Origin of the sequence: Peptoclostridium acidaminophilum DSM 3953, assembly GCF_000597865.1 — a bacterium.
GTDB classification, from domain to species: domain Bacteria; phylum Bacillota; class Clostridia; order Peptostreptococcales; family Peptostreptococcaceae; genus Peptoclostridium_A; species Peptoclostridium_A acidaminophilum.
In genome coordinates, this window is sequence record NZ_CP007452.1 from 2,099,778 (window position 1) to 2,126,217 (window position 26,440).

The 26,440-nt window shown below is 46.9% G+C and carries 22 protein-coding genes and 1 pseudogene; 7 read left to right on the forward strand and 16 right to left on the reverse strand.

Annotation, left to right across the window (positions count from 1 at the left end; translation table 11 throughout):
• The first annotated feature begins 213 nt into the window (after positions 1–213).
• Positions 214–1,665, forward strand: a complete 1,452-nt coding sequence (locus EAL2_RS10255) for an IS1182 family transposase (RefSeq protein ID WP_025434606.1) — start codon at positions 214–216, stop codon at positions 1,663–1,665.
• 188 nt (positions 1,666–1,853) lie between these two features.
• Here EAL2_RS10255 and EAL2_RS10260 read toward each other — a convergent pair whose 3' ends face one another.
• The 5 genes from EAL2_RS10260 to pap form a co-directional block, all read right to left on the reverse strand.
• Positions 1,854–2,804: an acetyl-CoA carboxylase carboxyltransferase subunit alpha gene (locus EAL2_RS10260; RefSeq protein WP_025436295.1), complete on the reverse strand. Its 951-nt coding sequence runs from the start codon at positions 2,802–2,804 to the stop codon at positions 1,854–1,856.
• The gene (accD, locus tag EAL2_RS10265; protein ID WP_084481128.1) at positions 2,794–3,741 is read right to left on the reverse strand and encodes an acetyl-CoA carboxylase, carboxyltransferase subunit beta; all 948 of its coding nucleotides are present in this window, start codon (positions 3,739–3,741) and stop codon (positions 2,794–2,796) included. The genes EAL2_RS10260 and accD overlap by 11 nt, the downstream gene beginning before the upstream one ends.
• Positions 3,742–3,757: 16 nt before the next feature.
• Complete coding sequence (locus tag EAL2_RS10270; RefSeq protein ID WP_025436297.1) at positions 3,758–5,113, reverse strand: acetyl-CoA carboxylase biotin carboxylase subunit; 1,356 nt, start codon at positions 5,111–5,113, stop codon at positions 3,758–3,760.
• Positions 5,114–5,118: 5 nt separating this feature from the next.
• A complete protein-coding gene (accB, locus tag EAL2_RS10275; protein ID WP_025436298.1) occupies positions 5,119–5,580 on the reverse strand; it encodes an acetyl-CoA carboxylase biotin carboxyl carrier protein in 462 nt (153 codons plus the stop codon).
• 232 nt (positions 5,581–5,812) lie between these two features.
• Entirely contained in the window at positions 5,813–7,354 is a 1,542-nt protein-coding gene (pap, locus tag EAL2_RS10280) for a polyphosphate:AMP phosphotransferase (protein WP_025436299.1), read from the reverse strand.
• A gap of 252 nt (positions 7,355–7,606) precedes the next feature.
• Between pap and EAL2_RS10285 the strand changes: the two genes are divergently transcribed.
• The gene (locus EAL2_RS10285) at positions 7,607–8,620 is read left to right on the forward strand and encodes a hypothetical protein (RefSeq protein ID WP_025436300.1); all 1,014 of its coding nucleotides are present in this window, start codon (positions 7,607–7,609) and stop codon (positions 8,618–8,620) included.
• Between the two features lie 186 nt (positions 8,621–8,806).
• Positions 8,807–9,034 (forward strand): helix-turn-helix domain-containing protein, encoded by a 228-nt coding sequence (locus tag EAL2_RS10290; protein WP_025436301.1) that lies wholly within the window; start codon positions 8,807–8,809, stop codon positions 9,032–9,034.
• An 89-nt stretch (positions 9,035–9,123) separates the two neighbouring features.
• Here EAL2_RS10290 and EAL2_RS10295 read toward each other — a convergent pair whose 3' ends face one another.
• Genes EAL2_RS10295 through pgmB form a run of 3 tightly spaced genes read right to left on the reverse strand, consistent with a single transcriptional unit; the run spans position 9,124 to position 11,385 of the window.
• Positions 9,124–10,302, reverse strand: a complete 1,179-nt coding sequence (locus EAL2_RS10295) for a THUMP domain-containing class I SAM-dependent RNA methyltransferase (RefSeq protein WP_025436302.1) — start codon at positions 10,300–10,302, stop codon at positions 9,124–9,126.
• 34 nt (positions 10,303–10,336) lie between these two features.
• The gene (locus EAL2_RS10300; protein WP_025436303.1) at positions 10,337–10,669 is read right to left on the reverse strand and encodes a MazG-like family protein; all 333 of its coding nucleotides are present in this window, start codon (positions 10,667–10,669) and stop codon (positions 10,337–10,339) included.
• 59 nt (positions 10,670–10,728) lie between these two features.
• On the reverse strand, positions 10,729–11,385 hold the full coding sequence (pgmB, locus tag EAL2_RS10305; RefSeq protein ID WP_025436304.1) for a beta-phosphoglucomutase: 657 nt from the start codon (positions 11,383–11,385) through the stop codon (positions 10,729–10,731).
• Positions 11,386–11,538: 153 nt separating this feature from the next.
• On the opposite strand from pgmB, the gene EAL2_RS10310 reads away from it, so the two are divergent.
• On the forward strand, positions 11,539–13,860 hold the full coding sequence (locus EAL2_RS10310; protein ID WP_025436305.1) for a family 65 glycosyl hydrolase domain-containing protein: 2,322 nt from the start codon (positions 11,539–11,541) through the stop codon (positions 13,858–13,860).
• An 87-nt stretch (positions 13,861–13,947) separates the two neighbouring features.
• On the opposite strand, the gene EAL2_RS10315 is transcribed toward EAL2_RS10310, so the two are convergent.
• Entirely contained in the window at positions 13,948–14,139 is a 192-nt protein-coding gene (locus tag EAL2_RS10315; RefSeq protein WP_025436306.1) for a hypothetical protein, read from the reverse strand.
• A 394-nt stretch (positions 14,140–14,533) separates the two neighbouring features.
• Between EAL2_RS10315 and EAL2_RS10320 the strand changes: the two genes are divergently transcribed.
• A complete protein-coding gene (locus tag EAL2_RS10320; RefSeq protein ID WP_025436307.1) occupies positions 14,534–14,824 on the forward strand; it encodes a hypothetical protein in 291 nt (96 codons plus the stop codon).
• A 69-nt stretch (positions 14,825–14,893) separates the two neighbouring features.
• On the opposite strand, the pseudogene EAL2_RS10325 reads toward EAL2_RS10320, so the two are convergent.
• The 3 genes and pseudogenes from EAL2_RS10325 to EAL2_RS10335 all read right to left on the reverse strand — a co-directional run.
• Positions 14,894–15,109 (reverse strand): annotated as a pseudogene (locus EAL2_RS10325) (DUF6465 family protein); the annotation flags it as partial.
• Between the two features lie 237 nt (positions 15,110–15,346).
• A complete protein-coding gene (gene hcp / locus EAL2_RS10330; RefSeq protein WP_025436309.1) occupies positions 15,347–17,002 on the reverse strand; it encodes a hydroxylamine reductase in 1,656 nt (551 codons plus the stop codon).
• Positions 17,003–17,350: 348 nt separating this feature from the next.
• The gene (locus EAL2_RS10335; protein ID WP_025436310.1) at positions 17,351–18,310 is read right to left on the reverse strand and encodes an ROK family protein; all 960 of its coding nucleotides are present in this window, start codon (positions 18,308–18,310) and stop codon (positions 17,351–17,353) included.
• 268 nt (positions 18,311–18,578) lie between these two features.
• Between EAL2_RS10335 and EAL2_RS10340 the strand changes: the two genes are divergently transcribed.
• Both EAL2_RS10340 and ppdK read left to right on the forward strand, forming a co-directional pair.
• Complete coding sequence (locus EAL2_RS10340; protein ID WP_025436311.1) at positions 18,579–19,379, forward strand: pyruvate, water dikinase regulatory protein; 801 nt, start codon at positions 18,579–18,581, stop codon at positions 19,377–19,379.
• 56 nt (positions 19,380–19,435) lie between these two features.
• Positions 19,436–22,078: a pyruvate, phosphate dikinase gene (gene ppdK, locus EAL2_RS10345; protein WP_025436312.1), complete on the forward strand. Its 2,643-nt coding sequence runs from the start codon at positions 19,436–19,438 to the stop codon at positions 22,076–22,078.
• 154 nt (positions 22,079–22,232) lie between these two features.
• Here ppdK and EAL2_RS10350 read toward each other — a convergent pair whose 3' ends face one another.
• The 4 genes from EAL2_RS10350 to EAL2_RS10365 are packed head-to-tail and all read right to left on the reverse strand — an operon-like array spanning position 22,233 to position 26,264.
• Positions 22,233–22,628: a DUF1292 domain-containing protein gene (locus EAL2_RS10350; protein WP_084481134.1), complete on the reverse strand. Its 396-nt coding sequence runs from the start codon at positions 22,626–22,628 to the stop codon at positions 22,233–22,235.
• Positions 22,629–22,652: 24 nt separating this feature from the next.
• Positions 22,653–24,107, reverse strand: coding sequence for an aminoacyl-histidine dipeptidase (locus tag EAL2_RS10355; RefSeq protein WP_025436313.1), 1,455 nt, complete (start codon positions 24,105–24,107; stop codon positions 22,653–22,655).
• Positions 24,108–24,126: 19 nt separating this feature from the next.
• Entirely contained in the window at positions 24,127–25,593 is a 1,467-nt protein-coding gene (locus tag EAL2_RS10360; protein ID WP_025436314.1) for a sensor histidine kinase, read from the reverse strand.
• Entirely contained in the window at positions 25,590–26,264 is a 675-nt protein-coding gene (locus EAL2_RS10365; RefSeq protein ID WP_025436315.1) for a response regulator transcription factor, read from the reverse strand. Before EAL2_RS10365 ends, EAL2_RS10360 begins: the two co-directional genes overlap by 4 nt.
• Between the last annotated feature and the right edge of the window lie 176 nt (positions 26,265–26,440).

Below are 26,440 nucleotides of genomic sequence, written 5' to 3' on the forward strand. Positions count from 1 at the left end.
CATCTATGTATATATTTAAAACGCAAAAATTTCAGAAAAATTCAAAAAACTTTTCGTTCCGGGTTCAGGGAATAAAAAAAAGAGAGCTGTCCGAAGACGAGGCCACTGAAAAAGTCCATATAAAATAAGAAGGTACACTTTCTCAATATTATTGAGGAGGTTGTACCTTTTTTCTTGTATAATTGAAGTATAACATGAGAGAAGGTGTGCTAATTGATTCAGCTACAGCAAACATTGGTCATAAGTCCATATCTGGAGCTTTACAATCTAGTGATCCCCAAGGATAATATGTTGCGGCAAATCAATGAGCTTGTTGATTTTTCTTTTATATATGAAGAACTCAAACAGAATTACTGCCTGGACAATGGGAGAAATGCGATTGACCCTATTCGCATGTTTAAATACCTGCTGCTAAAAGCAATCTTTGAATTGTCCGACGCCGACATCGTCGAGAGATCGAAATATGATATGTCGTTTAAGTACTTTCTGGATATGGCACCGGAAGAGCAGGTGATAGATTCTAGTTCACTAACCAAGTTCCGAAAACTTCGGTTAAAGGATATGAATTTACTCGATTTGCTGATTAACAAGACGGTTGAACTCGCCATCGAAAAAGGCATTATCCAGAGTAAATCCATCATCGTAGATGCGACGCATACGAAAGCTCGTTATAACCAGAAGTCTCCACGTGAAATTTTACAGGACCGTTCTCGAAAACTCAGAAAGGCTATCTACAAGGTTGATGAATCTGTAAAAGCCAAGTTTCCTGCGAAAAATACAAGCAATATGTTAGAGGACGAACTCGCCTATTGTAAAAAGCTTATCGAGGTAGTCGAGGCAGAAGGCGGCGTTTGTGAGCTGCCTAAGATAAAAGAACCGCTCAATCTACTGAAAGAAACCGTTGCAGATGACCTTGAACAACTTCGAATCTCGGAAGACCAAGATGCAATGATCGGTCATAAGAGTGCGGACTCTTCGTTCTTTGGCTACAAAACCCATATTGCTATGACCGAGGAAAGAATTATTACGGCAGCCGTTGTAACAACTGGTGAGAAGAATGATGGCAAACAATTGCAGACCTTAATCGAGAAGAGCAAGCAAGCAGGCATGGAAGTGAATACAGTCATCGGAGATGCGGCATACTCCGAAAAAGATAACATCACTTACGCCAAAGAGAACACGGTTGAACTAGTGGCTAAGCTTAACCCGTCTGTTACACAAGGCTACCGTAAGCATGAAGATGAATTCCAGTTCAATAAGGATGCAGGAATGTATGTCTGCAAAGCTGGCCACATGGCAATCCGAAAGGCCCGTCAAGGCAAGAAAGGCATCGGCACAAACCAGACGGATACATACTACTTTGATGTGGAAAAGTGCAAGAGATGCTTACGCCGTCAAGGTTGCTACAAGGAAGGGGCAAAAAGTAAATCCTATTCGGTGAGCATAAAGTCCGACGAACATACTGAACAGATGGCTTTCCAGGAGACTGAGTACTTTAAGACGAAGGCCAAGGAACGTTACAAAATTGAGGCAAAGAACAGCGAACTGAAACACAGACACGGGTATGATGTGGCGACATCCTCGGGTCTTGTCGGCATGGAGTTACAAGGTGCAATGGCGATATTCACTGTAAATATAAAAAGAATATTAAAGTTAATGAAGTGAAAAAACAACAACGATCGGTCATATACAGAGAAAAAGACGACTCTCATACCCATTTACTGGTGTTGAGAAATCGTCTTTTTTTACTATGACCTTAAGGTTCATTAAAACCGCAAGTTCTTCAGTAGCCTCTCCGAAGACCAGCTCTCTTAAAATTTCTACATATTCATGATTTCGTGGGGCCTGGCACGCTACATCCACTTGCCCATTTTTCTTATCTTTTCATATCTCGCTTCCGCCAGCTCTTCGCCCGGCATTTTTGAAAGCTTTTCAAGGCAGGCTCTTATGTATGCCTTTATACTCGAGGCTGCCAGATCGACGTCCTTGTGAGCTCCGCCCAAGGGCTCTTCTATTATGTCGTCTATTATGCCAAGGCCTATAAGGTCCTGAGCTGTAAGTTTCATCATGCTCGCGGCTTCGGATGCCTTTGAGGCGTCCTTCCAGAGTATGCTCGAGAGGCCTTCCGGCGATATTACAGAGTACACCGAGTGCTCGAGCATCGCTATGCAGTTGCCAACGCCAAGCGCAAGGGCTCCGCCGCTTCCGCCTTCGCCTATTATTATGGCTATCACAGGGGTTTTCAGCCTGCTCATTTCAAGCAGGTTTCTGGCTATTGCCTCTCCCTGGCCCCTCTCCTCGGCTCCAAGTCCGCAAAAAGCGCCCGGGGTGTTTATAAGCGTCACTATAGGCCTTTTGAATTTCTCCGCCTGCTTCATTAGCCTTAGAGCCTTTCTGTAGCCTTCCGGATGAGGCATTCCGAAGTTGCGCATTATATTGTCCTTTGTGTCCTTGCCCTTTTGGTGGCCTATTATTGTCACAGGAGTCCCGTCTATCATGCCCAGCCCGCCCACTATTGCGCGGTCGTCGGCATAGAGCTTGTCGCCGTGGAGCTCTATAAACTCGCTTGTTATCCTCTCGATGTAGTCAAGCGTCGTCGGCCTTTCCGGATGCCTTGCAAGCTTGAGCTTCTGCGACGGCTGAAGGTGCTTGTATATGTCGTCCTTCATTGATGCCGCCTTTTTCGAGAGCATTTCTATCTCGCCCGACAGGTCTACTCCAGTCTCCTCGACTAGCGTTTTAAGCTCCTTTATCTTCTCCTCCAGCTGGAGTACTGGTCCGTCGAATTCATTTCTACTTGTCATCGAGCCCACCTCCAGTTGAATGTATTGCAAGCAGCTTGCCTATGAAGTCTTTCATGTCGCCCCTTGGAACTATTGTGTCTACAAAACCCTTGTCCTGGAGGAATTCCGCCCTTTGGAAGCCCTCAGGAAGCTTTTGTCTTATTGTCTGCTCTATTACCCTTGGGCCTGCAAAGCCTATAAGGGCCTTAGGCTCGGCCACTATTATGTCTCCGAGCATTGCAAAGGATGCCGTGACGCCTCCCGTTGTCGGGTCTGTGAGCACAGATATATACAGCAGCCCCGCATCGTCGAGCTTTCCAAGCGCCGCTGAGGTCTTTGCCATTTGCATCAGCGAAAGCATACCCTCCTGCATCCTGGCGCCTCCCGATGTGGAGAATATTACTACCGGAAGTCTTTTTTCAATGGCCTTTTCCACGGCTCTTGAAATCTTTTCTCCCACGACCGAACCCATGCTGCCCATCATGAAAAGCGAATCCATTGCGCATATTACGCACTTTTGGCCATTCACCGAGCATTCTCCAGTCACTACGGCCTCGTCGAGTCCCGATTTTTCCTTCGCTTCTCTTAGCTTGTCGTCGTAGCTTGCAAAATCAAGGGCGTTGACAGTCTTTATGCCCGTGTCGTACTCCTTGAAGCTGCCCTTGTCTGCTGTTATTTCTATTCTTCTTCTTGCGCCCAGTCTCGTGTGATGCGAGCACTCCGGACATACGCCCAGATTGTCAGAGAGCGCCTGCTTTGCGATTACCGCCGAGCAAGAGGGGCACGCTGTGTGATTCTCGTCGAGCACAGCCTGAGGCTTTTGCATCTCAGGCTGCGCCTTTGGAGCTTCCTGCGGCTGGCCCGATGGCTGCTCCTTTGGCACATTTATTACAGCGTAGCCTTTTTCATGATGGCTCTTTTGACTTTTCTTTGTAAAGAGGTCCTTAAGCAATTCCATTCACCTCGCTTGTATCTTATTTATGGCCTGCGCCAAACATTTTTCTGTCTATGAAGCCTGTGTCGAACTTGTTTTCCACGAAAAACTCGTCGCTGAGTATTTCTCTCTGGAAGTCTATGTTTGTCTCGATGCCCATTACTATCGTCTCATCGAGCACCCTTTTCATCCTGTTTATGGCTTCATGCCTGTTCCTGCCCCATACTATAAGCTTGCCTATCATGGAGTCGTATGTCGGTGGTATCTTGTAGCCGCTGTATATGTGCGAGTCTACACGAACGCCATAGCCTCCCGGGAAGTAAAAGTCATTCACAGTCCCCGGACAAGGCCTGAAGCCGTGGCTTACGTCCTCGGCGTTGATCCTGCACTCTATTGCGTGGCCGTTTATTTTTATGTCCTCCTGCGTAAATGACAGCTTTTCACCTGATGCTATCATTATCTGCTCTCTTACTATGTCCACGCCTGTGACCATCTCCGTGACGGGATGCTCAACCTGTATCCTCGTGTTCATCTCTATGAAATAGAAGTTCTTGTCCTTGTCCACGAGGAACTCAACCGTGCCGGCGTTGACATAGCCTACGGCTTTGGCTCCCTTTACGGCCGCGTCTCCCATCTGCTTTCTTATCTGATCGTCGATAAGCGCGCTTGGAGCCTCCTCGAGCACCTTCTGGTTCCTTCTTTGGAGCGAGCAGTCCCTCTCGCCAAGGTGCACCACGTTGCCGTGCGAATCCGCAATAATCTGAACCTCTACGTGCCTTGGGTTTTCTATGAGCTTTTCCACGTACATTGAGTTGTCCCCGAAGGCCACAGCCGATTCCGACTGTGCAACGCTAAAGCCCTTTATGAATTCGTCCCTGTTTCTGGCGACTCTCATTCCTCTTCCGCCGCCTCCGCTGACTGCCTTGATCATGACAGGGAAGCCTATCTTCTCGGCCTCGACAAGCGCCTCTTTGGCGTCTGTGATGCTGCCCTCCATTCCCGGAACTACGGGAACTCCGGCCTCTATCATTGTCTTTCTGGCCTGGGCCTTGTCGCCCATTTTTATTATGTGATCCTCTGTAGGGCCTATGAATATTATGTCCTCATCCCTGCACCTTTTGACGAAAGTGGTGTTCTCCGAGAGGAAGCCATAGCCCGGGTGTATTGCGTCGGCGCCCATAACGAGCGCCGCGCTTATTATGCTGTCCATGTTCAGATAGCTCTTAGTCGATATTGCCGGGCCTATACATACCGATTCGTCGGCTATATGCACATGCAGAGAGTCCCTGTCCATTTCGGAGTAGACGGCCACAGTCTTTATGCCCATCTCCTTGCACGCCCTTATTATCCTTACTGCTATTTCACCCCTATTTGCAACGAGTACCTTGCTAATCATAATTTCTACCTCCTGATTTTCATAAGAGGCTGACCGTATTCAACAATGTCCTCGTTTACAACTAGTATCTCGACTATTTCGCCTGCTTCTTCGCTTTCTATCTCGTTCATTATCTTCATGGCTTCTATTATGCAAAGCGTGTCGCCCTTGGCAACCTTGTCTCCGACCTTTACGAACGCCGGAGTTCCCGGGCTTGAAGATCCATAGAAGGTTCCAACTATAGGCGATTTGACTATGTAGAGGTCTTCAGCCGGAGCCGCCTCTACTATGGCTGCAGGAGCCGGAGATACTGCCACTGGCGCTGCCGCGGCAGCCCTTGGCGCCTCAGGGGCGTTGTAGACTACTGCCGGCGCTGCTTCTGCAGTCTTGCTTATCTTTATCTTGAAGTTGCCTTCTTCCATTTCGAATTTTTGTACTCCGCTGGCATCCAGCGCGTGTATTAGCTCTTTTATATCTTTAATATCCAAAATTGTTACCTCCGAATTCGCATGATCTCAACGCTCTAGAAATCATGACTTGATTTTAGTATCTGGTGCTAATTAGACATATGTAAAATATTATATCAATTTTCACATAAATTTTCAATCTTATAGACATTTACGATTTTGCGCATAGAAAATTATTATACCACAAAATGACTCCGGCAGGATATTTGCACGCTGCTTTATCCTGCTCAGAGTCATAATGCGAAAACCCCTTTTATCTCTTTTGAAGAGCCTTTTCTATTTCATCTATTGTATGCTCTAGAACCTTCACTCTGGCGTATCTTTTGCAGTTGGACTCGACTATGGTCCACGGGGCGAAGGTGGTGCTTGTCCTAAAGAGCATCTCGTCGACGGCGTCCTTGTAGCTGTCCCAGTTGTATCTGTTGCGCCAGTCCTCGTCGGATATCTTCCACGTCTTGTTGGGGTCTGCCGCCCTCTGGTTGAAACGCTTGAGCTGCTCCTCCCTGTCTATGTGTATCCAGTATTTGAGGAACACCGTGCCAAAGTTGACTATGTGCTCTTCCATGTCGTTTATCTCCCTGTAGGCGCGCTTCCACTCCGCCTCGCTGCAGTAGCCTTCAACTCGCTCGACTAGAACCCTTCCGTACCAGCTCCGGTCGAATATGGCTATGTGTCCGGTCTTGGGCATCTCCTTCCAGAACCGCCACAGGTAGTGATGGTTTTTTTCGGTGTCGTTTGGTGAGCTTATGGGCACGACGTCGTATCCCCGCGGGTCGAGCGATGCTGCCAGGCGCTTTATGTTGCCGCCCTTTCCTGCCGCGTCCCAGCCCTCGTATACTATGACTACCGGAATCTTAGCCCTGTAGAGTTCGTTGCCCAGCAGCCTCATCTTGCACTGCAGCTTTGCTATACGCTTTTCATACTCCTGCTTGTCCATTGAGAGCGAAAGGTCCACCTTGTCTATCACCGAGGATTTGATGCCGTTCAGCTTGAGGCTCGAGCCGTTTCCCGCGGTTTCATGGGGTTCCTGGCTTCTCATATTCCTTATTATCTGGGCGTTCGCGACTATCTCCCTTTGCCTGTCTATCCTTGCAAGCCCGGTTTCCATGCCCTCTATGAAGCTCATTAGCGTCTTTATTATCCCGAACCTGTAGTCCTCGCACTCTACTATGGTCCACGGCGAGCGCTCGGTGTCCGTCTCCTCTATGGCTCTTTGCATGGCCTGCATGTAGGCTTCATATTTTTTGTTCTGTCTCTTGTCGGATTCCCTTATCCTCCACGCTGTGGCGGGATTCTTCCCCATCCTCTCCTGTCTCTTTTTTTGCTCTTCACGGCTTATGTGGAGGAAGAACTTGAGTATTATGAAGCCGTCTTCATAAAGTACGCGCTCGAAGGAGTTTATCTCTCCGTATGAGGTTTCAAGGGCCTCGCCCTTTACGATTCCCTCGGCTGCATCGTCCATGATCCTCCTGTACCAGCTCCGGTCGAACACTGCCATGTCGCCTTTTTCAGGCGTCTTTGTCCAGAATCTCCACAGGAACGGCCTTCTCATTTCCTCTTCGTTTTCCTCATGCATTGTGAAAACGCTGAAATATCTGGGGTTCAGGGGGAGTATGAGCTCGTTTATTATCCGCCCCTTGCCCGAGGCGTCCCAGCCCTCGAATACTACTATTACAGGCACGCCCTTGTCCTTGGCCTCGCGCTGAAGCTGGCCCAGGCGTATTTCTATGTCTTTCATTATCTTGTTGTATTCTTTCTTTTCGATTTGTTTTGAAAGGTCTATCTTCTCGAACATAGTTCCCGAATGCGCCCTTGACCGGCCGCTCCGGAGTCACCCCCTGTTTGTAGTTAATTCTTTTTTTTATACCCCGTTTTCTGGGTATCAAATATTCATAGGGAAATCAAGTGAAATCCAACTGAATAAATGAATCCAATGGAATAAACGGCCTTTAAATTTCATTTTGTGATTTCCATTTGGATTCACATGCCACAGTCAGAACAGTAGAACCACCTTGGTGTTCAGCTATGTGGGGAGGAGGAACGCGAAATGAAGAATAAATATACATCAATTATGGGATTGTGTTTGATTGTTGTCATGGCGCTTGGGGGGTGCAAGGCTGAGCCACCTGCGGATATTCTCAAGAAGTCATTCGAGAAGACGGTTAAGATTGAAAGTGCGAGGCAGAGCTTTACCGCAAATTTGCATATGGATCTTAGCGGGGCTTCCGAGCAGGAGATGCAGGCCCTATCGCTTATGCGAGATGTGGTTTTAAAGAGTGACACTGCTTTTTTATCTGCAGGAGCCGAATCTGCCGGGGATTTTTCAATACATTCCGACGGCATAACTTACGAGGGCAAGGTTTTTATGCGGGATGGGAAGTCGATAATGAAGCTCCCCGCAATGGACAAATATGTGGTTTTTGATTCGCAGGGCTACAACAAAAAAGACATTGATGACATGAAGCAGCTCAGCTTGCAGCTTTCAACGCTAATGCTCGAAATTGCAGGCGAGGATGCAATAACTGTCGAAAACAACGTGTCAACCGAGTCGCCTCAGGGAAGCTTCAGGGGCAAGCGCATAAGCTTTTCTATGAGCGACAGCGAGCTCAAGGATTTTGTGAAAAAGGCGGCATTCCTGATACTTGAAAACGACTCGTTCAAGGAGAACATGAAGGAGAGCATTCGGATTCAAATGCAAATGCAGGGCGAGGTATACAGCGAAGCGGAGGCCGACAAAAAGCTCAAGGAGTTCCAGGACGAGATTGAAACCGGCGTTGGCCAGCTCTACAAGGTTGTTCAATTCGACGGATTGAGCGTAGATTACGTTATAGACAAGGACTACAACATAAGGAGCTCGAAAATGAAACTCAAGATGCGCGTTGACGATCCGCAGACTTCAAGGTATGTTGACATGACATTAGATATTGATTCGAACCTTTGGGACATAGGAAAGAAGGCGAAGCTCGACATTCCTGACATCACATCTGAAAATTCGGTTGACTGGAGCGAGATGAGCGGCTTCATGCCCGCAGGAGCTGAAGCTCAGGTGCCACAGGAGTAGCCTCTTGTCCAAAGCAGGATTCAGGCGCTGCTGCATGGACTTCTTGTTAATTATGTTAACTTCGTGCAAAGTTGTGGAATTTGGCGCTTCAAGGTAGTATAATGGTTTTAGGGATCATACTTTAGGGATAATACTTTTAGCTCGTAACATTACACTGTAGATGACACTGTAAAAGGGGGCTTGCGAATGCTTAATGGGAATAAGATAAGGGAATTCAGACTTAGTCTCGGTTACACCGCAAAGGATATAGAGGTTCTGACGCAGGATCAAAAGTACGGAACTTGCATTTCCAAATCGTATCTCGAGGAGCTGGAAAGAGGAGACAAGAAAAACCCGAGCTTCCAAAAGGTAGTTGTGCTTGCCAGCATTCTGGGCTGCAAGCTTGACGAACTCATCACCTCTTATGAGCATTAACTTTATTGTGACTTTATTGTTTAAATCATAAAATCCAGGGACGGCCGATTAATGGGCTTCCCTGGATTTCTTTTGTTAAATATGGTATTCTATTCTGCGCTTTCAGCGTTGCTTTCCGTTTCAATGCTTTTCTTTCTTGGAGGCCTGGGCCCGAAATACTGGTAGTAGTAGCATTTTATTCTTCCGTTATAGAGCTTCCTGTTCTTGCTCGCCTTCTTGCCGAAGCTCCTTTCGAAATCCTCGCTCGAAGTTATCACGTAGTATGACCACGTGTCAAGTTTTCCAAATGCCTTGCCCATTTCCTCATAGAGCCTCAGAACGCTCTCCCTCTCGCTCATTCTTTCTCCGTAAGGCGGGTTGCATATTATCTTGCCGTACTTCTTGGAGGAGCTCAGCTCCTGCATTGGCCTCGATTGGAAGTGTATATGCTCGTCCACTCCTGCGTTTTCCGCGTTTTGCATGGCGCTTTTTACGAGCCTGCCGTCTATGTCGTAGCCTTCTATGCTCATCTGTGCGTCATGGTCTATGGCTTCGTAGGCTTCCTTTTTTAACTTCTTCCACATGCCGTCCGGAATCATGTCCCATTTTTCAGATGCGAAGCTTCTTGAAAGACCGGGCGCTATGTTCGCCCCTATCATGGCGGCCTCTATCGGTATTGTGCCGGAGCCGCAGAAAGGGTCTATAAGGGCTATGTCGCTCTTCCACTTGCTTATTATTATAAGTCCGGCAGCGAGCGTCTCTTTTATTGGAGCCTCGCCAAAGCCTTCCCTGTAGCCTCTCTTGTGGAGTCCCGCGCCGCTTGTGTCTATCGACACGGTAACGACGTCTTTGAGTATTGACACGTGTATTGGATACTTGGCTCCCGTCTCGGCAAACCATTCCTTGTTGTAGGTCTGCTTGAGGCTCTCGACGGTCGCCTTCTTTGTTATGGCCTGTATGTCTGACAGGCTGAAGAGCTTCGAATTCACTGACTTGGCGTCAGCCACCGGAAACTCGGCGTCCTCTGGTATTATGTCCGACCAGGGAAGCGCCTTAGTCTGCTGGAAGAGCTGCTCGAAGGTTGTAGCCCTGAAGCTGCCCATCTTGAGGTACACCCTGTCTGCACATCTGAGCCAGAGGTTGCATTTGCAGATTGCCGCCTCGTCTCCTGTGAAGGTGACCTTGCCATTTTCTACTGTTACTTTGTCGTACCCTAGCGCTTTTATCTCGTCGGCCACTACCGATTCGAGACCGAATGCGGCCGTGGCTATGATTTCATATTTTCCCATTTGCATCTCCCGTTTGTTTTATTGTTTGCTTGCCCTATTTGTCGCGCGACTTGATATATCCCTTGTCTATGAGCTTTTGTATGTGCTCCTCGACCTTCTGGTCTATGTCCACGCCGTACTCCTCCTCGAGCACGAAGCACATGGATATTGTTGTCTGAGCCACATCGAGCAGCTCCTTTGCTATCTCGTCGAGCACTTCCTTTTGTGTCATGCTGACCTTCTCGCCGCTGATGCCCCTGAATTTACCTATGGCGCGTGCCAGCTCGCCCTGCTCCTCGGCAACCTTCAGCGCCGTGCTCTCTAGCGACGGCGAAAGTCCGTCAAGCTTTGGAAGGCTTATTGTCTTGAATTTGAGGTGTCTTTTCATGCTGATTTCTCCTCCAGATATATGCTAAAACAAGTATACCACAAGCTTATTGATTGTTGTTAACGCAAGTTGACGCATTCTGAAAGTTTGTCAATATCAGCTTCCAGCAGGCTCCTCACCCGCATGTCGGCTCTTTCCAGGCTGTTTTCGGCCTCTACTCCGACGCTTACCATGCCGGCGCTCCTGGCAGCCTCTATTCCCGAAGCCGCGTCTTCAAATACGGCGCACTCGCTCGGGGACTCGCAGAGCAGCCCGGCGCACAGCAGGAATATCTGGGGATCGGGCTTAGCCCTGCTTATCATGCTGCCGTCGACTATGGCGTCAAAATACATCCCTATGCCCAGCCTGTCTATTACCTCCCTGGCGTTCTTGCTTGAGGATGCAAGCCCAAGCTTGAGTCCTTTATTTCTCAGCTCGCGCAGGAGCTCCAGCGCGCCTTCGAGTATGTCCTTCTCGCTCAGGCCTGCTATATACTCCCTGTACCAGGTGTTTTTGAGCTCGATAAGGCTTTCGAATTGTTCCTTTGTGACACTCATGCCCTTCATGCGGAGCAAGAGCCTGAGCGATTCAATCCTCGAAACTCCCCTCAGGCAGTTGTTCTCTTCCTCTGAAAGGTCGCTGCCAAGGCTCTCCATGAGCCTTTTCCATGCGAGAAAGTGATATCTGGATGTGTCTACTATGACGCCGTCCAGGTCGAATATGCAGGCTCTTAGCATCTTTGGCGCCTCCCAATTATTGTGATTAAATCCGATGAAAACCGGCCATATATTCCTTGGATTCGCTTATCTGTTTGTTATAATACCCTTTTTGGGGTATTATTCAGTAAGAATGCTAAATTTTTGGAATATTTCATTTTTGGAGGTAATGCGATGAAGGCGCTCCAACTAGAGCCCTGGCGTATTGTCCAGTCAGAGCCTGATTTTGAAAACAACAGGATATATGAAAGCATTATGAGTCTTGGCAACTGCCACATGGGGATACGCGGGAATTTCGAGGAGTCGTTCTCGGGCGATAGCCTCAAGGGAACATATCTTGCAGGCGTATACTACCCGGATTCCACCAAGGTAGGCTGGTGGAAAAACGGCTACCCGGAATATTACGCGCGGATAATCAATTCTCCCGATTTTATAGGCATAGGCTTGAATGCTGACGGAATAGACATAGACATGAATATTCAGCGGCCGCTCTCCTTTGAGCGCGCCCTTGACATGAAGGAGGGCTCACTCGAAAGAAATGTGGTGCTTGAGTATAAGAAGGGCAAACGCCTCCATATCAGGACTTTTCGCTTTCTGAGCATGCATGACAAGGAATGCGGCTGCGTAGTCTGCGAGGCTACGCCTCTTGACGACGACTCCGTCATTACTATGTCCCCTTTCCTGAGTTCGAATGTGAGAAACGAGGATTCCAACTGGGGAGAGTCCTTCTGGACGACTATTTCCTGCCAAACAGGAGCAAGCGACGGCCATATATGCTCGATGACGCGAAAAAGCGGCTTTGGCAACTGCGTGGCAATGGCGTGCAAGGCATATCTTGAAGGCGAGGAAATACCTCCTTCGGATTTTAGCTCTCACGGCGCGGAGCAAACGTCCGGAACGGTTTCCATACCCATTTCGCTGCTTTGCCCCAAGGGCTCTACTCTTCGCATAGTGAAATTCTTTTGCTCGGTTACAACCCGCGACCACCCGTTTGAAACTCTTGCGGATCTGTCGCTTGAAAAGGCCAGCTCCTTGAGGGCTGAAGGCTTTGAATCTATGTATAGACTTCACAGGGATGCGTGGGCGTCACTCTGGGCTATGTGCGACGTTGAAATAAAAGGCGACAAGAGGCTGCAAAGCGCAGCGCGCTACTGCATATTCAATATGCTCCAGACCTACACAGGCCACGACTCAAGGCTGAACATAGGGCCAAAGGGTTTCACCGGCGAAAAATATGGCGGCGGCACATACTGGGATACGGAGGCTTTCTGCTTCCCGTTTTATCTTATGTCCTTTGGGCGCTCTTCGAAGACCCTTCTCAAATACAGACACAATCAGCTTGACAAGGCAAGAGGCAACGCCCGGAAGCTGGGCCTTCAGGGGGCGCTCTACCCCATGGTCACAGTCGATGGCGACGAATGCCACAACGAATGGGAGATCACTTTCGAGGAGATACACAGAAACGCGGCCATGGCGCATGCCATATACCTTTATGAAAAACATATCGGCGATTTTGAATACATAGCAAAAATCGGAATAGACGTGCTTGTGGAAACAGCCAGATTCTGGGCTTCACGGGCAAGCTGGAGCAGTTTCCGCAAAAAGTACGTCATACTCGGAGTGACAGGGCCAAACGAGTACGAAAACAACGTCAGCAACAACTGGTATACAAACTATATGGCTAGCTGGAACATGGAGTATGCCGCAAGGTCACTCGCTCTACTTGAAAAACAGGATGCTCAGCGCTATGAATCAGCGCTTTCGCGTCTTGGCATGAGCGGCGGCGAAATTGACACCTGGCTTAGGATATCCTCGAACATGTACCTGCCCTTTTGGGAGGAACTGGGCGTATTCGAGCAGCAGGACGGGTACAGGGACAAGGTGCTTGAGGAGGCCTCAGCAATACCATCCGCCGAGCTTCCCATATCACGCAGCTGGTCGTGGGATCGGATTCTAAGGTCGTGCTTCATCAAGCAGGCCGACGTGCTCCAGGCCTTCTACATGCTGCCCGAGAATTTTTCACGGGAGACCATGAAGCGGAATTTTGATTTCTATGAGCCAAAAACCGTCCACGAGTCCTCGCTTTCAGCATTGGCGCACTCAATAGTCGCATCCAGAGTGTGTGATTTTGAAAAGGCGCTCTCGCTTTTTGAACATTCTGTTACTCTTGATTTGGAAAACCGCAACAGGGACACTGCCGACGGCCTCCACATTACAAGCATGGCCGGTGCATATCTTTGCATCTGCCTTGGGTTTGCCGGGATACGAATCGAACATGGAAAACTTTCTATGAGTCCGCACGTGCCGAGGGGATGGGACGGCTATTCCTTCAGCATGATATTTAAAGAAAATCGAATGAGGATAGCCGTTGAAAAAAGCCTAGTCACCGTCTACTGGGATTCTTACGAGACGATAATAATACGAGTTTTCGAGTCGGAGCATGAAATTCTCCCCGGAGAAAATGTTATAAATGCAACCACGCTGCACGCTGTATAATTAGCCACCCTGCATGTTTTACTTAATGCAGGGTTTTTATATCAAAAAATAAAAAAAGAGGAAGACTCTCTCTTCCCCGGACAATTTTTAGACCTCGAGCACCTTGACTCTGTGATTGCTGGCGACCTTCATAATGCGGTTGACGTCATACTCATACACCCTCATATACACATGCTGTTCTGATATCTTTGTCTCCAATGTCATGTGATACCCCTTAAGAGTGTTGATAAATTTTTTGATTCTGTCTTCACTTTCTTTTCTGACTTTTAAAAGCTTCACCCTATGCACCCCTTTGTTTTTTATTGTGACTGAAAAGCCGCCAAATCAAATATACCCACAGGTCTAAAAATAAAACGAAAAATCAAATAGTATTTTGTATATAGCGATATTCAATCGGAATTTGATATGTGATTTATTTTCTTTGATTGCCACTCGTTCATACATTGTCAATACTCGCGAGCACTCGGCAGCACACATATCAACCGTGTCTAAGTATGACTTGTATCTTATTATTGTATATATACCAATTAAGCCCTCTGCAAACATAAAAAAGCTTATTTTTATCTGCAATCGTGATTTTTTTTCCTCGGTGAAGGTATATATGTAATATAATATAGATACAGATAACTGTATCTATCAGTTCTTCACCGATGATGGTTAAGGGGGATTTTTTATGCTTTTACAAATTGCAGCCGTTTTGTGGGCAATTGTTGGCTTTTTCTCTGGCTCGGCAAGTGTATTCATCGCAGGAGGTCTGGCCTGCATTGTTCTCGACATTGTAAGACTTTCAATCAGACAGCTTAATCCAATACTATTTGCATCAACATACATACTCTGTTATATGCTCTTTGGCATAAGGGATGGAATCATTGTGGGATCTATAATACTTAATACAATGGATATAATAACTCCGAGAATAAAGACTATGTCAGGTGTCCTGTTGGAATTTGACAAGCTTGACTAACAACCCAGTAATAAAAAACACCTCTTTGAGCCGTTATTTGACTCGAAAAGGTGTTTTTTTCGTTGAGGTCTACAATTTTATGCAGCCTTTGTCTTCGTTGTTTATGACCCAGTAGCATTTTGATTCGTCGACGTTGAAGTACATCTGCAGATCCTTTATTTCCTTTACTAGTCTGCCCTGCTGCAGCCATTCGTCTTTTACGAGTCTTACCATGTCCTTTTTTGATATTTGCTTTCCGCTGTGCTCCACAAAAAAATCAGTTTTCAACTTCAATTCACTTCCCTTTTTCTTTTTAGTGCTTTATTTTCACTTTATCCTCAGTAGATAGTATACCCGAAAAAACCGAGTTTTACACTATGGACTGCACGAAAGAAAGGTGTAGGTGAATCCAATTAATAAACGGCCTTTAAGTAACCAAAAACGTCCGGAGTAAAAAACCACACAAAAAACCCGCAATGATATGCGGGTTTTCAAGTTGACAATACATGATATGCCTATTAAATTTTGTCTCAAAGCGCTTGATTACATTCCCATGAAAAGCTTTATGTCGTCTTCTACTGTGCCTATTCCGGCTATTCCGAATGTCTCAACAAGCACTTTTGCCACGTTTGGAGACAGGAATGCAGGAAGTGTAGGTCCAAGGTGTATGTTCTTAACGCCCAGGTAGAGAAGCGCAAGCAGAACTATTACTGCTTTTTGCTCATACCAAGCTATGTTGTATGCTATTGGAAGCTCGTTTACATCTTCAAGGCCGAATGCATCCTTTAGCGCGAGGGCTATTTTTACAAGCGAGTAAGAGTCGTTGCACTGTCCAGCGTCTAGAACTCTTGGTATTCCGCCTATGTCTCCCAGAGGAAGCTTGTTGTATCTGTATTTCGCGCAGCCTGCTGTCAGGATTACTGTATCATTCGGAAGCGCCTTTGCAAATTCAGTGTAGTACTCTCTGTTCTTCATTCTTCCGTCACAGCCCGCCATTACGAAGAATTTCTTTATGGCGCCTGACTTGACAGCGTCTATTACCTTGTCGGCAAGTGCTATGACCTGGTTGTGTGCAAAGCCTCCAACTATCTCGCCTGATTCTATTTCTACAGGCGCAGCGCATTTTTTCGCAAGCTCTATTATTTCGCTAAAGTCCTTGCTGCCGTCTGCCGCTTCTTCTATATGCTTGAAACCAGGGAAGCCGCAGGCTCCTGTTGTGAAGACTCTATCCCTGTAGGTGGCGTCAGCCTTTGGAGGAACTATGCAGTTAGTAGTAAACAGCACTGGTCCGTTGAATGACTCAAACTCTTCTTTTTGCTTCCACCATGCGTTTCCGTAGTTTCCGTAGAAATGGCTGTATTTCTTGAATGCAGGATAGTAGTTTGCAGGAAGCATTTCACTGTGAGTATATACATCGACTCCTGTTCCCTCAGTCTGCTTGAGCAGAGCCTCCATGTCCCTGAGGTCGTGTCCGCTTATTAGTATTCCCGGGTTGGTTCCGGCTCCAATTTTTACCGATGTTATTTCAGGGTTTCCGTATGTTTCTGTATTGGCCTTGTCCAAAAGCGCCATTACATCTACTCCAAACTTGCCTGTTTCCATTACAAGAGCAACCAGCTGATCAGCACTCATGCCATCGTCAAGTGTAGCCGCAAGCGCCTTTTCAGCGAAAGCAAAAATTTCATCATCCTTGTATCCAAGGTGGTAAGCGTGGCTTCCATATGCAGCCACTCCCTTTAGGCCGTATATTGTGAGCTCTCTTAGCGATCTTACGTCCTCGTTTTCAGTTGCAAGAACACCTACAGTCTCAGCTTTTGCATCGTATTCCGCCGGAGTACCGTTCCAGATGGCACAGTCATGAGTAACTCCCGAAAGGTCTGCTCCTGCCGCTGCAGCTCTCGCCTTTATTGCGTCTCTTATTTCAAAAGCTCTAGTTATTCTTTTAACAAATACATCCTTGTCAAAGTTTGCATTTGTTATTGTTGCAAAAAGGCTTTCAAACATGAATCTCTTTTCGTCCTCTTCAGGTACACCGCCCTTTTCTCTTAGCTTAAGGCTGTAAAGAGATATCCCCTTTAGCGCATATATTAGTAGGTCTTGTAAATTGGCCACTTCCTCTGTCTTTCCGCATACCCCAACCTTCATCGAACATCCCTTGTTCATAGCTGTTTCCTGACATTGATAGCAAAACATACTCATTAATCCGACCTCCTTTTAATTTGCAATTCAATTTCAATTCAAAATCCCCTCAATTTATGGGGACGGTTTTACTTTCCCACTTGAGTCACATGAACCACCATGTGCCCAAGCTCAAAATGTAGTTGCAGCTCATCATACCGCTTAAAGGTATTATTTTTAGTGCATTGAAACTGCTGCTCTATGTATATATATCTCCATGTGATGAGCCTCTTAATCAAAATTATATCCATTTTGACGATATTGGCGGTAACTCTGGTTACCAGAATCATATATAAGCGAAGACAGGTATGATTCAATGACATGGCCGCAAAATTTTGGGCTGGCTGCTGGTTCTTTTAACGGATTGTATTATTCCTTTGGATTCGCATTATACGTTGGAATCAGGGACGCCCCGACTATCCCCGCCTTGTCACCAAACTCGGCAAGCTTGATTTCTGCATGCCTTACCCCCTTGTAGAGCACCTCTCTTTCAACCTGCTCTCTTGTCATATCCAGCAGGAAATCTCCCGCCTTGGAGACTCCCCCTCCAAGGACTATTACCTCCGGGTCCAGCATGTTGATTATATTGACTATGCCCTTTGCCAGATATCTCGAAAGCCTCGAGACCGCCATTAGCGAGAGCAGGTCTCCTCTCTTTGCAAATTCGAATATTGTCCTGGCGTCTACAACTCCCGCTTCCCCCACCGCCTGCAGCGCAGAGCTTTCCTCGTCGGCATACTCGACAAGCTTCATGAAATACCGCTCGAGCGCCCTTGCCGATGCGAACGTCTCAAGGCAACCGTTCCTGCCGCAGGTGCAGTTGTAGAAATTCTCTCCCACCGCCATGTGGCCTATTTCGCCTCCGGCGCCGCTAAAGCCCCTGTGGAGCCTGCCTCCTATTACAATTCCTCCTCCGACCCCGGAACCGAGCGTGAGCATCACGCCGCAGTCAGCGCCCTTCATGCTGCCGTATGCATGCTCGGCAAGCGCCGCCGCATTTGCGTCGTTTTCTATGAATACCTCAAGACCTGTCAGCTTTTTAAGGTCGCGCCCGAGAGGCATGCCTTTCCAGCCCAGGTTGACGCAGTATATGACATCTCCTTTTTCATCGGCTATGCCCGGTATCCCGACGCCGACATTTTCGATTTTTACGCCATTTTCCTGCAAGCGCGGCTTTAATGTGTTTATTATGTATGCAATATCCATAACAATCCGCTCGTAGCCACGCTCGGGTCTTGTGGCGATCACAAGCTCTCTCATTACAGAACCCTCGGAACCCACTATTCCTCCCGCTATTCCCGTGGCTCCAACGTCTATGCCTATACGCATTTTCCCCTCCCAAACTGTTTTTATTTTAATCCTGTTGTATTTCAAAAACATATTGTATATCACTATTATTTCTTGTAAAATAATTATGTCATACTATTTGTGTATATAATGCTCTATATTGTGTGAAAAATTTGTTTTTCAGCACAAAATATGTATACCCATATATCCATTGCGTACATCTCAAATCGGGTTTTAGCATTTTTTTGCTTAAAACCTGTGCCACAGGGTAAATATTACTTGTGTGTTTTGTTGAGAGGAGGTGTTCTAAATGGAAAAGCTTTGCATATACATAATCTCTGACTCCATAGGTGAAACAGCTGAAAAGCTTACTGGCGCTGGCCTTTGTCAGTTTGACGGCATTCAATTTGAAGTGAAGAAATTTCCCTATGTAAGAGACGCACAGCTTCTTATGGACATACTCTTTCAGGCCGAGTCTGAAAATCCTGTAATAGCCTATACGCTTTTGGATTTATCGCTCATAGCCGCTTTAAAAGAATTTTGCACAGCGAAAAACATATACCACATAGACATGATAAACAATGCTGTATGCTCTATTTCAATGGCATCACATCTAAAACCGCTTAGAAAGCCCGGTCACTTCAGAAAGAAGATGATGGAGGGAATTACGCAACGCATAAACGCTCTGGATTTTGCCATAAAGTATGACGATGGCAAGGACCCAAGAGGCATGCATCAGGCAGACGTTGTCCTTGTTGGAATCTCAAGGACATGCAAGACTCCGCTTGGAATAATACTAGGCAGCATGGGTATAAAGTCGGCCAGCGTGCCGCTCGCACCAGAGCTTCCTGTGCCAGCCGAGCTGTTTTCGGTTAAGCCGGGCCGCATAGTGGGCCTTGCCCACGCTCCCGAAAATCTTGCTGCAGTGCGGGATGAACGGCTCAGATATATGGGCCTTCCATCAGGCAACTACAGCTCCATCGAAAGGATAAGGCTTGAGCTCGAATACGCACGCAAGGTCATGGAATGCCTCGGCTGTCCCGTCATTGATGTAACCTACAGGTCACTCGAAGAGCTAGCACATATTATAGTTTCACTTGTAAAGAAATAATAGTTATAAAAAATATCATTTAAAAATATTTATTATGATTAAAAAGGAGTGCGAAAATGACTAAATACGTTTACAGTTTTTCTGAGGGTACAAAAGAAATGAAAAGCCTTCTTGGTGGTAAGGGTGCCAACCTTGCTGAGATGAGCATAATCGGACTGCCAGTGCCTCCGGGGTTCACAATCACAACTCAGGCTTGTACTGATTATTATAAGCAAAACAAGGAGCTTTGGAGCGATCTTCTTGACGAGATAAAATCAAAGCTTGCAGAGCTTGAGCAGACTATGGGCAAAAAACTTGGCGACGCGACTAATCCGCTTCTTGTTTCTGTTCGTTCCGGCGCAGTTTTTTCTATGCCTGGAATGATGGACACTATACTTAACCTTGGTCTTAACGACGAGTCTGTCGAAGGCATAGCAAAGGCTATGAACAACCCAAGGCTTGCATACGACAGCTACAGAAGATTCATACAGATGTTTGCTGACGTTGCAATGGACGTGCCTAAATACAAGTTCGAGGCTATACTTGAGCGTACAAAGGAGCAAAAAGGATACCACTACGACACTGAGCTTACTGCTGAAGACCTAAAGGGTATAGTTGCAGAGTTCAAAACTGTATACAAGCTTGAGATTGGAAAGGACTTCCCTTCTGATCCTTTTGAGCAGCTTCTTATGGCCGTTAGAGCGGTATTCAACTCATGGAACAATCCAAGAGCTATAACATACAGAAGACTTAACGACATCCCTCACGACCTGGGAACTGCGGTTAACGTGCAGTCGATGGTATTTGGAAACACAGGCGACAAGTCGGGTACTGGTGTTGCTTTCACAAGAAACCCTTCCACAGGAGAAAACAAGCTCTTTGGAGAATACCTTATAAACGCTCAGGGAGAAGACGTTGTTGCCGGCATAAGAACTCCTCAGTCTATAGATACTCTAAAGGACGATATGCCTGCTGTATACGATGAATTCATAAGAATAACACAGCTTCTTGAAAACCACTACAAGGATATGCAGGACATAGAGTTCACAGTGGAAGACGAAAAGCTTTATATACTTCAGACAAGAAACGGAAAGAGAACTTCTCAGGCGGCTATAAACGTAGCTGTCGACATGGTTGAAGAAGGCCGTATATCTAAGGAGGAGGCTGTTCTTAGAATAGAGCCTGAAAGAGTTAACGAGCTGCTTCACCCTAAATTCGAAGACAAGGCGCTTAAAGCTGCACACCTTCTTGCAAAAGGACTTCCAGCATCTCCAGGAGCTGCTGCAGGAAAAGTTTACTTCAATGCTGAGGACTGCGTAGCTGCAAGCTCAAAGGGAGAAAAGACTCTTCTTGTAAGACTTGAGACTTCTCCTGAGGACATAGAGGGAATGGTTGCCGCAGAAGGTATACTTACTGCAAGAGGCGGAATGACTTCTCACGCTGCGGTTGTTGCAAGAGGAATGGGCAAATGCTGCGTTGCAGGCTGTGGAACTCTTAGAATAGACGAGCGTGCAGGATTCTTCAAGGTTGGAGATTTGACTGTAAAAGAGGGAGATTACATATCTCTTGACGGAAGCACAGGTTCGGTTTACCTTGGCGCTGTTGACAGGGTTGAGCCTAAGCTTTCAGGAAAATTCGAGACTCTCATGACATGGGTTGACGGAATGAGAAAGCTTAAGGTGAGAACTAACGCCGACACGCCTAAGGATGCCAGGATAGCTGTTGATTTCGGAGCTGAGGGCATAGGCCTTTGCAGAACTGAGCACATGTTCTTCGAAGCCGAGAGAATTCCAGCTGTAAGAGAGATGATAATTGCCCAGTCGCTTGAAGCCAGAATGACTGCGCTTGCAAAGCTGCTTCCTATGCAAAGGGAAGACTTCATGGGAATATTCAGGGCTATGGGCGAAAGATCTGTAACTATAAGACTGCTCGATCCACCTCTTCACGAGTTCCTTCCAAGAGAGGAAAAAGACATAATAGAGCTTGCCAGAACTATGAGCATCCCGGTAGATGATCTGAAGGCAAGAGTTGATGATCTTCAGGAATTCAACCCTATGCTTGGACACAGGGGCTGCCGTCTTGCAGTAACTTATCCTGAGATATACGCTATGCAGGCTCAGGCTATAATAGAAGGCGCTATAGCTGTCAAGAAGGAAGGCATCGATGTTAAGCCTGAGATAATGATACCGCTTATAGGCTCAGTTAAAGAGCTTGCTTATGTCAAGTCTATCGTGACTGAGGTTGCAGACGACATAATAGCAAAATCAGACGTTAAGCTAAATTACCTTGTTGGAACAATGATAGAGATTCCAAGAGCTGCTATAACTGCAGACGAGATAGCAAAAGAGGCTCAGTTCTTCAGCTTTGGAACTAACGACCTTACTCAGATGGGCTTTGGCTTCTCGAGAGACGATGCCAACAAGTTCCTTGGCGAATACGAAGAGAAGGGCATACTTGAGAAGGATCCGTTCCAAGTGCTTGATCAGGCGGGAATAGGCAAGCTTGTCAAGATGGGCTGCGAGCTCGGAAGAAGCACTAATCCTGATATCCACCTTGGAATATGCGGAGAGCACGGCGGAGAGCCTTCTTCAGTGGAATTCTGCCACAGAATAGGACTTGACTATGTTTCTTGCTCACCATTCAGGGTTCCTGTTGCAAGAATAGCTGCTGCACACGCTGCTCTCAAGGAAAAATCAGGAGATCAAGTTAGAGACAAGTAAAGTATAAAGTCAAAGCAAAAAAAGCTCGGGGATCGAGGCCGAAATAAAGGCCGCTCCCCGGGCTTTTTTATTAAAAGCTATGAAAAATCCCGCCGGCGGCTCTTTATGTGAGCTGCCGGCGGGATTTTTCATTTTACTCTTGATTTTTTTAATATTAGTCTTGGAAGAGCTCTGAGAATTTTTGAGATACCTTTTCAAATTCCGCATCGTCTTCTATGTTTGAAAGCTCAACGCCTTCTTCGTCTTCTGCAAATTCATAAAGGAATACGTCTTCGTGCTCCTCTGGAAGCAGCGCTATATATTCTTTGCCTTCAATTTCTTCAACGTCGAATACTCCAAGTACTATGCAGCTAAGCACTTTTCCATCGTCAAGCGTGATGTCAAGAGTTTCATACTCTTCGTCATCTTCGCCGCCGCATCCGCAGCCACAGCCTTCTGATTCTTCAGCGCCGCACTCGTCAAATTCGTTGCAGCAGCAGCTCTCTTTAACTTCTGTTTCTGATGAGTCGCATCCGCAGCCACAGCCGCAGCCTTCTAGTTTCTTTTCCATATTTATCTCCTCCGTATGGCGATTCTACTTAATGCTCTCTAAAACGTCAAGCAGGTATTCCCATGTTCTCTTGATCGACGATATGCTCATGTGCTCATCAGGAGTATGAACGTCGTACACGTCCGGTCCGAAAGCCACTATATCAATATCCCCGATCACTTCCTTAAATATACCACATTCGAGTCCGCAGTGTACAGCAGTAATAAGCGGTTTTTTTTCATATTTTTTTTCGTATACGCTTGTAAATATGTCCCTTATGTGCGAGTCCTTGCTGTACTCCCACTCGGGGTAGTCAGCCTCGAGCTCAAGCCTTGCCCCAAGGGCTTTGCACATGCATTCCATCTGAGCGACAATGCTGAGCTTCTGGCTTTTTATATTGCTCCTTACAGCGCTGTCGAATTCGACACTGTTCTCTCCCGTGGTTATTATTCCTATGTTGGACGAGCTCTCCACAAGCCCCTCTATCTCCTGGCTCATTGTCATTATGCCGTTTGGTATCATGACAAGCATCGAAATTACCCTTTCAGCGTCTCTTGGGCTTATTATGTCGAATTCGCCCTCGAGCTTACGCATTTCAAGCTTCACATTAGGGTCTGCCGCTGAAAGCTCCTTTTGGAATACATTCTCCCAGCTGTTAATTGCCGAGTTCAGCTCCTGCAGCTTTGATTTTTCAACTAGCACGATGGCCCTTGCATCCCTTGGTATGGCATTCATCTTGGCTCCGCCATCTATGCTTGAGAGCTGGGCTCCCGCATTTTTTGAAATGTCGTAGAGCACCCTGCCCAGGAGCTTGTTGGCGTTGCCTCTTTTTTTGTCTATCTCCATACCTGAGTGGCCGCCCTTTAGTCCGCTGAGCTTTATTTCACAGGCCACCATGCCTTCCATCGCTTTTTCCCGTTTGATGTCCACCATAATCCTTGCCCTTACTCCACCTGCGCAGCTTGTAAAAATCTCGCCTTCGTTTTCGACGTCCATGTTTATTAGTATTTTGCCTGAAAGAAGTGAGCCGTCGAGCTTTGCAGCGCCGCACATGCCTACCTCTTCTCCTGTGGTTATTAGGCCCTCTATCGGAGGGTGCTTCAACTCCTTGTCGGCAAGCACCGCCATTATGTATGCCACCGCTATGCCGTTGTCTGCTCCGAGCGTAGTCCCATCGGCCTTTATGAAGTCTCCGTCGACTATGAGCTTTATAGGGTCCTTTGTAAAGTCGTGCTCTACGTCTTCTCTTTTTTCGCAGACCATGTCCATGTGTCCTTGGAGTATTACTGTGGGCGCATTTTCATAGCCTGGGCTGGCCGTTTTTTTTATTATGAGGTTGAAGTCCTGGTCCTGATGCACCTGCAGGCCAAGCTCATTTGCAAATTGCTTTATATAGTTGCTGAGTCTTTCTTCGTCTCCTGAGCCTCTTGGTATTTCGCTTATGGCCGCGAAGTATTTGAATACGCTCGCCGGCTCGAGACCTCTTAGTATTTTTGACATGTGCTCATCTCCTTGTGTTTTATGTGTTGGTAATCCGGTGAACATCCGGGATTTCCAGCCAAAAAACCACTCCATTTTCGGTGTTATATGCTCCGCAGTTTCCGTTGTGGAGCGACACTATCTCCTTAACGATTGAAAGGCCAAGCCCGCTGCCTCCAAGGCTCCTGCTTCTTGATTTGTCGAGCTTGTAGAACTGGTGCCATATCAGTTCTAGTTCTTTTTCCGGTATCCTGCTTCCGCTGTTCTCCACTTCAAGCCGTACTGAGGCTTCGCTTTGTATAAGCCTCACGCTTATTTCGCCGCCAGTGTCTACGTTTTTGAATGCATTGTCGAGATAATTGACAATCGCGCGCTCTATTTTTTCGCGGTCGGCATATACGCTGGTTTCGGCGCCGGTTTTCTGGATATCAAGGGCTATGCCGCGCTCTTCCGCGGCCAGAGAATATTTGGCTGCCACTGCATTTACAAGTTCTTTCATGCTGAAATCCAAAAGCTGCAGCTTCATGCTTCCGGATTCGAGCCTTGAAAGCTCGAGGAGCTCGTTTACAAGCGCTCCCATCCTCCTGGCTTCGTCTTCTATAACGTCACAGTAGAAGGTCTTTCTGCTTTCGTCAGCTATGTTGTCGCGCAGGCCCTCGCTGTAGCCTTGTATTAGTGCTACAGGTGTTTTCAGCTCGTGTGAGACTGCCGCTATGAAGTCTTTCCTCATGATGTCTATGCGTTTTTCTTTTTCTATTTCTGTCTTTAGCTGCTCGTTGGCGATATTGAGACTCGATATGACGCCTTCTAGGCGGCCCGACATGCTGTTTATGCTCTTTCCAAGGTGCCCGATCTCGTCCTGGCGGCCTCCCTCATATTTTTTGCTGAAATCAAGCTTTTCAACCCGCTTTGCTATTTCCGCTATGTCTAGTATCGGCCGTACAAAGCCCTTTGAAAATAGAAGCGCCCCAACAAGGCCTATGAGAAGCGTTAGTATCGCGGCATATATGTGAAATGTCTGGTTGGCGCTTATGCTCTCCTGCACTGCCGCCATTGGTATTTGAAGCAGAGCCACATTCCCTCCCTCAAGCTTTTTTGCATATGTCAGGAACGCTGTGCCGGTCATGGGATGCTCGTATTCTCCGAATATGACGTCCTTATCCTGGAGCATCTCTATTATCTGAGTGTTTACGATGTTCCACGGCGAACCAGACATTCGCCCCCGTGTAAACGAGGAGTAGAGATTGTCCATTTCGGGAGAAAACAAGGCTATCTTTATGCCGGTTTCGCCTTCTATCTCCTCAAAGCGCGAATATATTTCGTCTGAAGAATAGTTGCTTTCAAGCATGCTTTCTATCTCTGTTGCAGTGCCGCTGAGCTGACTTTTCTTGAGACCGATGTAATATTTTTCAAAGTAGAATGAGTTCATTATAAAGAGCAGCGCAAGTATAGACATTACAAGGCCTATTGTATATAAAAAAAGTCTGACTCTTATGGATTTTTTCATGACTTCACCCCGAACTTGTATCCAAGCCCCCTGACCGTCTGGATGTAGTCTCCGCAGTTCTCAAGCTTTGTCCTGAGCCTTTTTATGTGCGTATCTACAGTCCTGTAGTCGCCGTAGTAGTCGAAACCCCACACGGCATCTAGTATCTGCTCTCTAGAGAGTGCAATTTCCCTGTTTTTGAGCATGTAAAGCAGCAGCTCGTACTCCTTTGGAGTAAGGTCCACTCGTTTGCCTTCTATACTCGCCGTATGCCCGGCGGCGTCTATGCTTATGCACCCGACCTCCATTACTTGATTTTCATCTTCTATGGCTCTGCTCATGAGGGCCTTTATGCGGGCAACAAGTATCTTAGGGCTGAAGGGCTTAGTGATGTATTCGTCGGCTCCGAGTTCAAAGCCAAAGAGCTCGTCGGACTCTTCCGACCTTGCCGTCAGCATGACTATCGGCGCGTCTGATTCCTCCCTTATCTTCCTGCATACGGTCCAGCCGTCAATCTCCGGCAGCATTATGTCAAGCACGACTATGTCCGGCTTTTGCGCACTGAATTTCTCTATGCCCTCAGCTCCGTCCGCAGCCTCAATAACCTCAAAGCCTTCGCTTTTGAGATAGTCTCCTATTAGTATTCTCATTCTTTCCTCGTCTTCTACTATGAGAACTTTTTTGCGTTTCACATGAGCACCCCCGTCTCAATATCGTTTATCTGATTTTATGATACCCAATATACACTTGTACTGCAACAAGGTAACAGTCATTCTGTCTCGGCAGCTACATGACGCGAATCCAAACGGAGTAAAGCAGGCCTGATTTAATGAGTTTTGAATGATTTCAAATTTAAAGGCCAATTATT